At 47.0% G+C, this 14,146-nt stretch carries 12 protein-coding genes; 7 read left to right on the forward strand and 5 right to left on the reverse strand.

The features are described from left to right. Positions 1–21: 21 nt before the first annotated feature. Complete coding sequence (locus tag HWQ41_RS22930; RefSeq protein ID WP_094329374.1) at positions 22–285, reverse strand: ParB N-terminal domain-containing protein; 264 nt, start codon at positions 283–285, stop codon at positions 22–24. A 283-nt stretch (positions 286–568) separates the two neighbouring features. Here HWQ41_RS22930 and HWQ41_RS22935 point away from each other — a divergent pair, with 283 nt between their 5' ends. Beyond that, positions 569–2,158: a SpoIID/LytB domain-containing protein gene (locus HWQ41_RS22935; RefSeq protein ID WP_292767982.1), complete on the forward strand. Its 1,590-nt coding sequence runs from the start codon at positions 569–571 to the stop codon at positions 2,156–2,158. A gap of 190 nt (positions 2,159–2,348) precedes the next feature. Here HWQ41_RS22935 and HWQ41_RS22940 read toward each other — a convergent pair whose 3' ends face one another. After that, entirely contained in the window at positions 2,349–2,648 is a 300-nt protein-coding gene (locus tag HWQ41_RS22940) for a ferredoxin (protein ID WP_292767985.1), read from the reverse strand. A gap of 470 nt (positions 2,649–3,118) precedes the next feature. Here HWQ41_RS22940 and HWQ41_RS22945 point away from each other — a divergent pair, with 470 nt between their 5' ends. The 6 genes from HWQ41_RS22945 (at position 3,119) to HWQ41_RS22970 (ending at position 8,691) form a co-directional block, all read left to right on the forward strand. Beyond that, entirely contained in the window at positions 3,119–4,195 is a 1,077-nt protein-coding gene (locus tag HWQ41_RS22945) for a Gfo/Idh/MocA family oxidoreductase (RefSeq protein WP_292767988.1), read from the forward strand. Positions 4,196–4,284: 89 nt separating this feature from the next. Then, complete coding sequence (map, locus tag HWQ41_RS22950; RefSeq protein ID WP_292767991.1) at positions 4,285–5,064, forward strand: type I methionyl aminopeptidase; 780 nt, start codon at positions 4,285–4,287, stop codon at positions 5,062–5,064. Positions 5,065–5,077: 13 nt separating this feature from the next. After that, positions 5,078–5,299, forward strand: a complete 222-nt coding sequence (locus tag HWQ41_RS22955; RefSeq protein ID WP_292767993.1) for a hypothetical protein — start codon at positions 5,078–5,080, stop codon at positions 5,297–5,299. 353 nt (positions 5,300–5,652) lie between these two features. Continuing rightward, entirely contained in the window at positions 5,653–5,856 is a 204-nt protein-coding gene (locus tag HWQ41_RS22960) for a hypothetical protein (protein WP_292767995.1), read from the forward strand. Beyond that, entirely contained in the window at positions 5,843–7,870 is a 2,028-nt protein-coding gene (locus tag HWQ41_RS22965; RefSeq protein WP_292767997.1) for a GAF domain-containing protein, read from the forward strand. Before HWQ41_RS22960 ends, HWQ41_RS22965 begins: the two co-directional genes overlap by 14 nt. 437 nt (positions 7,871–8,307) lie before the next feature. Continuing rightward, positions 8,308–8,691 (forward strand): response regulator, encoded by a 384-nt coding sequence (locus tag HWQ41_RS22970; RefSeq protein ID WP_292767998.1) that lies wholly within the window; start codon positions 8,308–8,310, stop codon positions 8,689–8,691. A 186-nt stretch (positions 8,692–8,877) separates the two neighbouring features. Here the strand turns inward: HWQ41_RS22970 and cheB are convergent, their stop codons facing one another. The 3 genes from cheB to HWQ41_RS22985 are packed head-to-tail and all read right to left on the reverse strand — an operon-like array spanning position 8,878 to position 14,145. Beyond that, positions 8,878–9,993, reverse strand: coding sequence for a chemotaxis-specific protein-glutamate methyltransferase CheB (gene cheB, locus HWQ41_RS22975; protein WP_292768000.1), 1,116 nt, complete (start codon positions 9,991–9,993; stop codon positions 8,878–8,880). A gap of 58 nt (positions 9,994–10,051) precedes the next feature. Next, positions 10,052–12,535: a hybrid sensor histidine kinase/response regulator gene (locus tag HWQ41_RS22980; RefSeq protein ID WP_292768003.1), complete on the reverse strand. Its 2,484-nt coding sequence runs from the start codon at positions 12,533–12,535 to the stop codon at positions 10,052–10,054. Positions 12,536–12,564: 29 nt separating this feature from the next. Further along, complete coding sequence (locus HWQ41_RS22985) at positions 12,565–14,145, reverse strand: methyl-accepting chemotaxis protein (RefSeq protein WP_292768006.1); 1,581 nt, start codon at positions 14,143–14,145, stop codon at positions 12,565–12,567. Position 14,146: the final 1 nt, after the last annotated feature.

The following is a 14,146-nucleotide window of genomic DNA, read 5'->3' on the forward strand; positions in this document are numbered from 1 at the left end:
CCCATGCCCACTCCCCATTCTCTATGCCAAATGCATCTTCAAAACGCTCCGGGGTGCTTTACGGACTCTGGCTAAAACGGTTTCTTTGCCTAAACGCTGGCAAGCTTCATACCGATGGCAACCAGAAAAGCCATAATATTGTCCATCTACTTCTAGGACATCAATAGGTTCTTGCTGCCCAATCTCCGCAATCGATTCCATTAAGGCTTGCACTTTATTTGGATCGTTTACACGGGGCAACGGGCGTTTTATCTGATTTAATGGAATTTCTTGGACTCTAACCATAAGGAGTTTATCCAACTAGTTCTGTTTTCTGTCTCTAAATAAATCATAGTCATAATGACTTCGTTTTGCAACTACTTTGGGCAAAACTGGTAATGGTATCATTGGATCACTCATGCGACAAAAAAACCGCGCTACAAAGCAATTGGAAAATCAGTTCCAACGCCGCATTAAGGGGCAGAAGACGCTCTCTACGAGACGCTGCGCGAACGATGACTCCTTCGCGCTTCTCTACCAGACGCTGCGCGTAGCTTGCTTCCCACTAGGGATACCCTATCAGGTAGCCATGAAATTTTCGTTTTGGCGTTTTTCCCACACTCTGCTGACAACATTTTGTCTATTGGGACTAACTGCGGCATCAGGGCCTGAGAGCAACATTCAGGATATGGAACTGAAAATTGGGATTGTGCAGCGATTTGGCGATAAACCCACAGCCAAGCTGCAACTGGAACCCATAAAAGGCGATCGCTTAAAGCTAAAATTTCAAGTGGGCAACAAGCAGCAAATCCTAGTTACCAAGAACCCTGTAAAGCTGGAAACAGTCATGCAAGCTTTACCCAAGTCAGCAGTCGAAGAAGTCGTAGTTTTGGGCACATACCGCACCTTTGAAACTGCGGAAGACAGTGCTAATAAATGGCGTTCTCAGGGAATGGAAGTGGAAATAGCCCAGCCAGAACGCTGGCAGGTTTGGGCAAAACGAGATGTTTACAGCACTCCTTTACTGCGACGCTTGCTATTGCAGAACATCCAAGCTTCTACTAAAGAAAAAGTATATCTTGATACTAAAATTTTGAAACAAGTGCCGCGAGTGAGTTGGGTGGTGGATGGCAAGCGCTACAGCCCGAATGATTTAGAAATTAGCACTGATAAAAATTTGATTCGGGTGAATAAAAGCGAAAAACAAGAGTTTGCTCGTCTTTATGCTGGGCGACTGAATTTGCAGCCAAATGCCTACGGCACATACACTCTAGTTAATCAAGTACCCTTAGAAACTTATTTGCGTGGAGTTTTGCCTTACGAAATCGGCACGGATGCACCAACAGCGTCCCTGGAAGCTCAAGCAATTCTCGCCCGAACTTATGCCTTGAGAAATTTACGCAGGTTTGCCGCAGATAACTATCAGTTGTGTGCTGATACTCACTGCCAAGTTTATGATGGGCTGAATGGAGCCGCCGCCAAAACAGATCGAGCGATCGCCTCAACCAGAGGTAAGGTACTAACATATAAAAATGAACTAGTAGACGCTCTGTATTCTTCTACCACTGGTGGCGTCACCGCCTCCTTCAGCGATGTCTGGAATGGCGATGATCGTCCCTATCTGCGCCCTATACTGGATGCTCCTACTAATTTTTGGAACTTGTCTAAGCAGAGTTTAGCAGATGAAAAGAACTTCCAAAAATTTATTAATACGCAACAAGGATTTAATGAAAGCAAGTGGGACATGTTTCGTTGGCACAAGGAAACCCCTTTAAAGGATATTATCAAGGACTTGCAGAAATTTTTGCAGGTGAAAAACAGTCCCGATGCCAAATTTAAGACAATTCAGGCTATGGCAGTAGTGAAGCGAAGCCAGAGTGGACGCATCCTGGAACTGGCGGTTAAAACTGATCACAGCACCTTTGTTCTTCACAAAGACGAAGTTCGTAGTGCCTTTGCGGCTCCTAAGAGTACGCTATTTTACATACAACCCCTAAACAAAGGCAAGCCCGAACTGTGGGGATACGCTTTTATTGGGGGTGGATTAGGACATGGAGTCGGCTTGAGTCAAACTGGCGCTCAAAATTTAGCTAAATTAGGTTGGTCAAGTCCAAAAATTCTCCAATTCTACTATCCTGGTACTCAGATTCAAATTCTCAGCAAAGAGACTAAACTTTAAGCATACTTAAAAAATCAAGCAGGAACACAGTAAATTTTGTGTTCCTGCTCAACACGAAATTAGGCTTTTTGTCAAAGTCGCTTTAAGAGGTACACACGGCATTGAAAGGGTGTTGACCCTAAATGCCCTGCTTCTATTTTGTCAACATCATTAACTCTTGCAAGAGATTTATTGTTGAGGGGCCTAACTCTTAGTAGAGTTCTTCTTCTTTGTGAGTTTCGATTGTCACGTCAGAGGTTGGGTAAGCGACACAGGTGAGTACATAGCCAGCTTCTATTTGATCATCATCTAAGAATGACTGATCACCCTGATCAACGGTACCCTTTACGAGTTTACCTGCACAGGTCGAGCAAGCACCAGCGCGGCAAGAGTAAGGCAGGTCAAGACCAGCTTCTTCAGCAGCGTCTAGAATATAGGTATCGTCATCAACGTCAAGTGTTTGGTTCAGTCCTTCAGCCTCGTTGATTAGTGTCACTTTATAACTAGCCATTGAGTAATCCTCTCTTTTGCAAACGACAGTATAAGTTATCTTTAGGCAAAGGTCACGGCTGTTCTGTGGGATTAGCCGCTAGTTAAAATTTGCTTCAATTCTGATACTACGAGAAAAATTAAACGATGTAACTGGAAATTCAACCCGATTAGTAATGAAATTTAGTTGCTTAATCCCGATAAGTTTTATTTATATGATTTCCTGCCCTAGTCAGGCTGTGATTAAAAAAAACTATCTTATGGATGAAAAAACATGAATAGAATTAATGCCACCTAGATTTTGTAGAACTTACGCAGAAGAGATCCTCAACTTCCCTTAAAAAGCAGAGCTGTTTGATTCGATCAGGTCGGCGATCGCTATGATAATTGTTGGATCAGATTTTTTAATCACCTGATTTTTTGGGGTTAGACGCTTGTAAGTTAGCGCCTTTTTGGGAACTGGCAGGATCAAAAACAGAATTAGTGAGGATCATGTATAATCCAGAAGCAGCTTTGGAAAAAGCAAGAGTGCGTGTAGGTTTGGTGGGTACTGGGTATGCGGCAAAGTTTCGAGCTAAGGCATTTCTTCATGATGAGCGATCGCGATCGCATTTAGTCGCAGTTGTTGGTCATACCGCAGAAAAAACAGAAATCTTTGCCAAAGAGTACCAGATTGAAGCGTTGAGTTCTTGGCAAGAGCTAGTAGAGCGTGAAGATATAGACCTAGTGGTGATCTGCACAATTAATCGAGATCATGGGGCGATCGCTCGTGCAGCACTTACCAACGGCAAAGATGTGATTGTAGAGTATCCTCTTTCGTTGGATGTAGTCGAAGCTGAGGAACTAATTGCCTTAGCCAAAGCCCAACAAAAACTTCTGCACGTTGAACACCTGGAACTTTTGGGTGGTTTACATCAAGCCTTGAAGCAAAACTTAGCCAAAATTGGTGAGGTGTTTTATGTTCGCTACAGCACCATCAATCCCCAGAATCCTGCACCCCGCAAATGGACTTATAACCACGAGTTGTTCGGCTTTCCCTTAATTGGGGCGCTGTCTCGCCTACATCGTCTCACCGATTTATTTGGTAAAGTATTTACAGTTAACTCTCACCAGCGATATTGGGAAATAGAACCGGAATACTACCAAACCTGTTTCTGCACTAGTCAACTCTGCTTTACCAGTGGACTTTTAGCCCAAGTAGTCTATGGCAAAGGCGAAAGTCTTTGGCAATCAGAACGCAAGTTTGAAGTTCACGGTGAAAAAGGTGGTTTAATTTTTGATGGCGACACAGGAATTCTCATCCAGCCAGGGGAAACAACACCTATAGAGGTTGGCCCTCGCCGAGGTTTGTTCGCCAAAGACACGAGTATGGTGTTAGACCATCTTTTTGATGGCACTCCTTTGTACGTTACCCCAGAGGAGAGCTTGTATACCCTAAAGGTTGCTGATGCCGCACAAAGAGCAGCACAGACTGGCTTAACTATGTTTATGAAAGATACTTTAGTTGACACTCTCAGGTCTAAAGACACTGAGATTCTTGACTCAACGACGGACTTTAAAATCCAATAATGATTCTTCCTAAAGTCCCACGAGTCGCTTTATATCTCGCCCCAAAAGGGACTGAGTTTTACGCTTACCGAGTGTTTCTATAAAAGTTAATGAAAACTGAACTAATTGTTATTTTATCCCAGCGAGAATTAGACAAAATGCGTCAAGCTGGGCGTTTAGCAGCCAAACTTCTCCAACATCTGGAACCGTTCGTGAAGCCAGGGGTTAGCACTCTTGAACTCAATGATGAAGCCGAACGTTGGACGCAAGCTCATGGAGCAAAAAGCGCACCCCTTGGCTATAAGGGTTATCCCAAGTCGATTTGCACTAGTGTAAATGAGGTAATTTGTCATGGCATTCCCAACGCCAAGCAAATTCTTAAGGAAGGTGACATCATTAATATTGATGTAACGCCAATTGTTGAGGGTTATCACGGCGATACATCCAAGACATTTTTTGTGGGGACTCCTTCCCCAAAAACCAGAAAGCTGGTAGAGGTGACAGAGGAGTGTCTCCGTCTGGGTATTGCTGAAGTTAAACCAGGGGCACGCATTGGAGACATTGGTGCAGCCATTCAAGAGTATGCTGAAGCCCAAGGCTTTTCTGTGGTGCGAGATTTTGTTGGACATGGCATCAGTAACATTTTCCACACTGCGCCGGATGTTCCCCACTATGGCATACGCGGTAAAGGTAAGCGCCTCAGACCAGGGATGGTTTTTACTATTGAGCCAATGATTAACGAAGGCACTTACGAAGTCGAGGTTCTCAGTGATAAATGGACTGCTGTCACGCGCGATCGCCAGCTTTCTGCTCAATGTGAGCATACCTTAGCTGTAACTGAAGATGGCGTTGAAATCCTCACCCTACCTGAAGGCAAGATTTACCCCTAAGTAATGAGAAATCATGAACTTACAAACATCCCGTACTGTAATAATTACAGGGGGAAACAGTGGTATTGGGCGAGGAATTGCTGAAGCTTTTGCCAGGGAGAATACCCAAGTGCTAACACAGCTATTACAAATTAGGACTTACGCAAACAATAGTCAAAACCCTGATTCTCTGGTAGGGGCAATTCATGAATTGCCCCTACCATGTGTGGTTTTGCGTAATATCATGTCCGCTTAATTACTTATTAAACCCGAAGAACCCCACCCCGCCAAAGCTGCGTTTTGTCTCCCCTCCCCTTAAAAAGGGGGGGATCTCAAGAGCCAACTTTTTAAGGGGGTTGGGGGATCTCTAATGCGTAAGTCCTATACCTTTTTGCGATGCCTGCGGTGATCACTGAGCAGTTAGACAGCCTCACTGTAATACTTTTGCCTGTGCCCTGAGCAGTTCCACAGAGCTACCTGTAAGACCTGCCGTTCGCGTGGTCACTGAGCCTTGCAAAAGTGCAGCATCTCGTAGAGAAGGGCCGAAGTGCGGGCCGCGCCTACGCAACTAGCAAAGGATGGTTTGTAAAAGGCTGAAACGACCTATTTATGTTAATATACCAATCTTCCTGCGGCGAGATAGCCCCTAAATTCTATTTATGGGGGCTAGCCGCAGAAAGATTGGTATCCCAACTTACTGAGTTGGTGGAAGAAATCGGTGGCTCGATCGCGACGGAAAGCGCCAACCAATGCACATGTTTCACCGTCAAATTGGCGATCGCGCCTCAATTAAAAAACTATGAAAATCCCTGAATTGCTACTTGATTCCATACTCTCCTGCACAACGATGCCCTGCACCAACGAACTGACACGACTCAAAGCAGTCTATCAGTTTCAGGGTTTGGAGACTGCACCCGATCAGGCATTGGATGACTTGACAGCATTGGCGGCTGATGTGTGCCAAACTCCAATGGCACTGGTGAGTTTTATCGGAGCCGATCGCCAGTGGGTTAAGTCTAAGGTCGGAACCACATTGACAGAAATTCGACGAGACCTCGCCTTTTGTAACCACACCATTCGCCAGTCAAATGTCTTTGTGATCCCAGATACCCTGGCTGATCCCCACTTTGCCAACCATCCATTCGTCATAAATGCTCCCAATATCCGGTTTTATGCCGGAGTCCCCCTAGTAACGGCTGGCGGTTGCGTCCTGGGTACACTCTGCGTCATGGATTCCGAACTGCGTGAACTGAACCAGAAACAACGGCGGGGATTGCAGACGCTCAGTCAGCAAGTCATGGTGCAATTGGAGCTAAAACGCAACACCACGAAGTTGCGTCAAATCATGCCGGAAATCAAACAACTAAAACAGCAGTTGATTACTCAGGAATTGCTTGGTCAACAAGATTCAATTCTGTTTAATCTGGCAAATCAAATCCGTAATTCTCTGGATCTGGACACGATTTTACAAACGGCGGTGAATGAGATTCATACTCTGTTGCAAGTCGATCGCTGTGACTTTCTGTGGTGTCTGCCCAACAAAGATCAGTTCAACTTTATGGTGACTCACGAAGCGACTAACCCAGAGATCCGCATGGCGCTGGGGGAACTTCCGCTTGGGCATGGCTCCCTCCTGGCAAAAACCATCTTAAATCTAGATATGCTAAGGATTGAGGATGTTTCTGCTACCTCAGAGGTATTCACCCCGGAAGATCACGCCCTGCTGCACCAACTGGCAGTAACCTCGGTGCTGTTGCTGCCACTCAGAACCCATTCTGGTCAATTGGGTGCGATTATTTGCCATCACTGTCGCGGTTCTCGCCAATGGACTGATAGCGAAGTCCGGTTACTCAAAGCTGTCACCGATCAAGTGGCGATCGCCCTTGATCAGGCAGAACTGCTTGCCCAAACACGAGCAACCGCCTTTGCTGCCCAAACTCAAGCAACCTATCTAGGGAACGCACTGAGCCAGTTGCAGCAAACCCAAATGCAACTGGTGCAGCAAGAGAAGATGTCGAGCCTGGGGCAATTGGTTGCCGGAGTTGCCCACGAAATCAACAACCCGGTCAACTTTATTAACGGCAATATTGCTTATGCAACCGACTATGTTCGGGATTTGCTGGAACTATTGCATCTTTATCAGGTAACTTATCCCAATGCGACTGCTGCTATTCAGGAAAAGGTGGAGGCGATCGACTTTGATTTCTTGACGCAAGACCTGCCCAGTCTATTGTCGTCGATGCGAATGGGTTCAGAAAGAATTCGGCAAATTGTCCTATCTCTGCGGAATTTCTCGCGCCTGGATGAAGCCGAGATGAAACCTGTGGATATCCATGAAGGGATTGAAAACACGTTGTTGATTTTGAAGAGTCGCTTGAAATTAACCAGTGCCAGGTTTGAGATTCAGGTGATTAAGGCATACGAAAATTTACCGCCTGTTGATTGTTATGCGGGGCAATTGAATCAAGTATTCATGAATCTTTTGGGTAACGCGATCGATGCCTTAGATGAAACGCCTAATCCCATCATTACCATTCACACAGAACTCATTAGTAGACAAAAATCGAGTAGTTCTCATCTATCCCAGGCAGATAGTGTAGTGATTCGGATTCAAGATAACGGTTCTGGAATGACAGAAACAACCCAGCAAAAACTGTTCAATCCATTCTTCACCACCAAACCGATCGGCAAGGGAACCGGGCTGGGACTGTCCATCAGCTATCAAATTGTGGTTGAAAAACATAGCGGCATTTTAAAATGCTCATCAGAGCTGGGGAAAGGCAGCGAGTTCTGGATTCAAATTCCGGTTGAGCCTGTGGTTAAATAATTCGTAATTCGTAATGACGCTCTCTACGAGACGCTAAAAGCGTAGCTTGCAACTCTTACAGAGTACGCGGACTCGCTTTGCGTGACGCTAACGTAATTAAGTTTTGCAATGGGGATTTTAGGGACTGACAAGAAATAAATTATCCATCTTGTGGGGTGGGCCGGAAAGCCCGCCCTGAATATGGGACGGGTGTTCGCGTAGCGGCACGTAGTGCGGACACCCATCCCACAAGAAAATTTGGGATGTTTTTTTATTTGTCAGTCCCTTAACCCCACCGCAAAACTTGTCGCTTGTTAGAAGCGAGGGACTTAGACTCCTCAAAAATGTTAAAAGTATTTGAAGTGTGTATAAAATTATCAAAATATCAATTGTTGAAGTCTTGCTTTAGAAATGCTAAAGGTAAACGCCAACGATGATTAACTCATCGACTGTAAAGTATGTCAAATGGTACGACAAGCTCACCGATCGTTCTCGCACTTGATGATAGCCCCGTCATTCATCAACTGATTAAACGAGCGTTAGAACCTGGCTATCAGGTCATGACAGCCGCTAACGCGGTTGATGCCCTGTCGATCATTTATCATCAACGGATTTCAGTGTTGCTATTGGATGTGCAGATGCCGGATGTAAACGGGTTGGAGTTTTGCCGCACGGTGCGGAGTCTGCCCCAGTTTCAGCATTTGCCCGTGATTATGGTGACATCTCAAGATTCCCCCTTCGACCGGGTGAAGGGGCATCTGGCGGGTGCAACAGAATATCTGATCAAACCTTTTGATGCTGAACAATTGCGAGAAGCTGTACGAAAATTTATTGACACCTGATCTGCTTGTTCATAATCCAATTTGGGATTGTCAAGTCTGCTGGTAGGATGTCGTAACGCATCAACCTTCTGAGCCGTATGGGTTATAACTACACCTAACCCAGCCTATAACTAGAGCTTGTCCTAAACATATAGAATAATAGACAACCGACTTCACCCGATGAAACGTCAAATGGACAAAAGAAGTCTAAGGATGTCTAGAGTTGATGTAGCAGATTCGATTCAAGAGCATGGGAGCAATTTCGCTGATTGGCAAAATGTGTTGGGCGGCTCCCAGAGCGATCGCTTCTTTGGGCATCCCGAAGACAACGCAGGTTTGTTCATTCTGGGCAATGGTAATGCCTCCGGCTTGGGCGATCGCTTGTAATCCATCTGCGCCATCCCGTCCCATGCCAGTCAGCAAAATGCCAACCGCCGATCGCGGGTAGCAGGTGGCAACGGCTTGAAACAATGCTGTGACGGAGGGACGATGCCCAGAAACGGGAGGGGTGCCGACGGTGATTAATCGCCCTTGAGTATCGAGTTGCAGGTGTTGTCGTTCGGGGGCGAAGTAGATAGTACCCGGTTTGGGGAATTCTCCCGCTTGGGCGATCGTCACGCGCAGAGAACATTCTCCTGCTAGCCAATCTACCAATCCTTGCAGAAATCCTTCGCTGATATGTTGGACACACAGAATGGGTACGGGAAAGTTTGCCGAGAGTTGTTTCAGGATCGTGTATAATGCCTGGGGTCCGCCTGTGGAGGCTCCGATCGCCACAACTTTGGGCAGGGGGAATTGCGAATTGCGGACAGGTTTTGGGCTGAATGCTTCTGGCTGACTTTTGGGGCTAACAGGCTGCGTTCTGGGTTCTACCGTCGTAGTTCTAGAAATGTGGCGAGTAAAGACTGTAACCCCCGCCAGAACCTTGATCCGGTTGATTAATTCGTGCTTAACCTGTTCATAATCTGAAAGGGAGTCGATGCTAGGTTTGGGGAAGACATCCAATGCACCCGCTTGCAGCAGTTTAAAAACATTGCGGGAATCTTCTTGGGTGTTGACGGAGGCACTGATCACCAGGATGGGACGGGGATAGTCTGTCATAATCCGGCGGGTTAGTTCCAGTCCATCCATTTTGGGCATGTGCAGATCGGTGCAGATTACCTGGGGCTGTGCGGCTGGAATTTGCTCCAATGCTTCCACGCCATTGGCAGCAGTTCCCACCACATTCACTTCCGGGGAACTCGCCAGAATCCGCTTGAGGATGGTTAAGGCGACGAGCGAATCCTCCACCAGAAAGACGCGAATCGGGGCAGAGTTTTTCATCGGTTGACAGTAAGTTCACATCCTACGAGAAAATTATTCTTCATTCATCGGAAAACCGCTACACTAAGCGTTTGAGAGTTGACAGTAAAGCTTCTTGATTAAAGCTGCCTTTGATAATGTAGGCATTGGCTCCGGCTTCCGCACCCCGACGTTTATCTTCATCGCTGGCAAGGGAAGTCACCAGGATAATTGGTAGATCGCTATATTCATGATATTGGCGGATTTTGGCAGTTAACCCCAAGCCATCGAGATTTGGCATTTGCACATCGGTGACAACGGCATCCACGGTGTGCGATCGCAGTTTGTTCAATGCATCCAGACCATCCACAGCAGTAATCACTTGATAACCTGCGGTTTCTAAAATCCGCTTTTCTTGAGTGCGTGTGGCAATAGAATCTTCCACTAATAAGATGGTTTGTTTTGTGGGCGCAAATTGACGAGTTTGGGTAGAAGAGATGGACTGCGATCGCGATCGGGCTGACTTCACCAAATCCTGGGGATTCAACACCATACACACATCTCCAGTGCCTAAAATTGTTGCCCCAGACACATTGCGGACTCGTTTAAGTAACTCACTTTGGGGTTTAATCACTACATCTTGCTCATCCACCAAGGCATCTACCACCACACCCAGTTGTGCTTGCCCAACCTGAAGAATAATACAGGAAAGCGCCGTTTCTTGAGTTAACCCAGATGGCATCGGGGGCAGTTCTAATAGATCAGCCAATTGCACAATCGAAATGGGTTGGCTATCCCGAATTACTGTATCATGTCCCTCCAAGGGAAAAATCTCTTCTGACTTGATCAAACAAGCGGTTTGCACAAACTCGACTGGGATGGCGTAGGGCATTTCGTTCACTTGCACAATCAAGACATGGGCGGTTGCCAAGGTGATACCGAGATTGACGCGCAGCGTACATCCCCGTCCAGGTAACGATTCCACCTCAATCGTGCCTTTCAATTTCTCAACATTGGTTTGCACCACATCCAGCCCCACACCCCGTCCTGATACTTCTGTCACCAGGGGTGCTGTTGAAAACCCCGGTGCGAAGATCAACGCCTGGATCTGGCTGGGAGTCATTGTCGCTGATTCTTCCTCCCCGCAAATGCCCCGTTTCACCGCTATTTGTTTGATTTTATCCAGGTCAAGCCCCCGTCCATCATCACTGATTTCCAGCACAATGTTAGTGGGAGTCTGGTAAGCCCTGAGCCGAATCGTTGCCGTTGTTGGTTTTCTTAGCCGTTCTCGTTCCTGTGGTGGCTCAATCCCGTGATCGATCGCATTCCGCAGGATGTGCATTAGCGGATCTTTCATTTCTTCCAACAGGCGTTTGTCGGCAAGGGTGTCTTTGCCTTCCAGGATCAACTCCACCAATTTTCCCTGCTGCTGCGCCAGATCGCGCACCATCCGGGGGAAGAGATTGAAGATCGTGGCAAAGGGCAGTAATCGCAGAGTCCGAATCCCCTCTTCTAGATCGCCACTCAGTTGTTCCAGTCGGGTTGTGTCTTCTGAAAGGGAACTCCGCAGGGTTTTCACCAAATGACCCAGTTGCTCTAATCGTTCTTCAGAGTGATGATGAAAAGTTTCCAGACGCTGGAGGGCGACCTTACCCTCTTGCTCTCGGCTGAACGCAAACCGATTAGTGAACAAATCTCGGTTCCATTCTTCCCACAGATTAGCGATCGCCTCAATTTCTCCCAGCCGATGAGCAATCCGAATTTTGGTCACGGTTAACTCCCCTGCTTGCGTCATCAACGTATCCAGCTGGCGAGTGCCAACGCGGATGGTTTCGATGCGGTAGGAGGGGGACTGGGGATTTTGGATTTTGGATTTTGGATTTTGGATTTTGGATGTTAGATTTTGGATTGATCCGTTTTCCTCTTGCTCTTCATTTCTATCAAAGGTATTGTTTTCTACTGTATTTGTGAATTCAATACCGTTGACTTCTGGCTCCTGACTCCCACTCTCTCCCCCTTCCCTCTTCCCCGCTCCCATCAATTCCGCCAGAGCATAAAAGGTATCAACCCTGGCAGGTTCTCCGGTGACGGCTTCGTGAACGAGTTTGCGGATAGCGGCGATCGCATGAGCGAGGCGTTCATAGGGTGTGTCTGTCGCAGCATTGCCCGGTGCGGAGATCGGCTTTTCTTGCCGCTTGAGTTGAATCAAAACATGCTCAATCTGATGTGCCAGAGTGCCCACATCTTTGACTCCCAGCATATTGGCATCGCCTTTCAGAGAATGCGCCTCCCGCATCAAGGCTTCCAGGACAGCCAGATCATCGGGATGGTTTTCCAGATGCAGCAATCCATCATCCAGGTTTTGCAGGTGTTCTTCGCTGGCTACTTTGAAAACATCTCTCAGTTCTTCATCATCGATCATCATGGTGTTATGGCAGGGGTTAGGTGAGGGAATTTTAGATTTTAAATTTTGGATTTTGGATTTTGGATTTAAAAGCGTTCGACTGAGCGTTTCCGCACTGAGCTTGTCGAGTCCAAAATCTAAAATTAAGTGACAAGCGCCTGACTTGATTGCTGGTTTCAATCTAAAATCTCAAATTTAAAATTGGGTGACTAAATGGTTGCCTTGAGTGCTTGCGCTGACTCGTTTAGTTGTTGAGTACCAGAGCGGATCTGGCCAATGCCACTGGCAGTTTCACGCGCCGCAATATTCAGGTCATTCATGGCAGAGACAATTTGCTGAATGGCGATCGCTTGCTGGTTGATATTGAGTGAAATCTGTTGACTGTTGAGGACAATGTTATTCACTGCACCTTCTACACCTGCAAAGGACTCCGACGTTTCCTCGGCAATTCGCATCCCTTCTTCCACGGTTTTGGTGCCTTCATGGGTGACGATGACGGTGGTATTAATGGCAGATTGAATGTCGCCTACCAGGGTGTTGATCTTTTCGGTTGATTTTTTACTCTGGTCTGCCAGTTTGCGAATTTCGGCAGCGACGACGGCAAAGCCTTTACCGTGTTCCCCTGCCCGGACTGCTTCTACAGCCGCATTTAACGCCAGCATATTGGTCTGACTTGCCAACTCGCCCACTAGACCAGAGATACTGCCAATCTGCTTGGTTTGTTCATTTAAGCGTGTGATTTGATCGGCAATGGCTGCCACTTTCTGCCGTAGGGTTTCCATGCCCTTGAGGGTGCGTTTTACAGCTTCAGTACCTTTGCCTGCAAGGGTCAATGCCTGCCGTGCGCCTGCCGCCGCCGATTCTGCTTGTTGGGCTGACTGCTGCGATGAGGCTCCCAATTCATCGATGGTGATGGTGGTTTGATTCACCGAAGCTGCCTGCCGGGTAGCAGTCCGTTCTTGTTGCTCAACCGTCGCGGCGATTTCATTGGTGGAGGCAGCCATTGTTTGCACAATTTCAGCAATTTTGCCTGTCAACGGTTTAGCAATTTTGTTGCTCAGAAACAGTCCTAGTAAGATTGCCCCCAGAGGTCCGGCAATGATACCAGTAATCACCCAACTTGTCGTCAGCCGAGAATCGTCATTGGCGGCTTTATTTGCATCTTCAGCACTATCTTGATTGATTTTGATCAGTTGCAACATTGAGTCAGTTGCAACCGCAAAGGAAACATCATTTTTGATAACAGCGTTTTGTCTGAGTTTTGTCAGTTGATCGGCAGCAGCGATCGCCGCCTTCATTTCTGGAGAATTATCCCGCTTCTGACTGATCAATTCAAGCTGTCTGGCAGTGGGGTTTACAATACCTAACCGGGCAAAGTCCTGATAAGCCTGAAGATAGGCGGCATCATCCTGCTTCCACGCCTGCCACTGTTGCTTAAACGTCTGGTAGAGTTTGTCCTCGTCGGGAGCGCGGGGCGCGGCATCATATTCCTCAAAGCCTGCATCAATCTGCTTCCAGGCTGTCTGCATTCGATTTAGCTCAGACTGTCTGGCTGCGGAGGTTAGTTCGGGGTTGCTAATCGCTCGCTCTGCCGACTGGATCTGGGTCTGCCCTTCATTAATTCTCCACAACCCGTCGATGCTGGGTAGGCTGTTAAGGCTGAGGGTGTCGATATGGCTGCTTAATTGATGGATACCCCACCAGCCGACAGATCCGATGACCAAAACGACACCGCCCATGAGAAAAAATGAACCCATCAATCTTCCGTGCAGAGACATATTCTTCAACATA

Origin of the sequence: Nostoc sp. NOS(2021) (genome assembly GCF_017115025.1) — a bacterium.
Lineage (GTDB): Bacteria > Cyanobacteriota > Cyanobacteriia > Cyanobacteriales > Nostocaceae > Nostoc.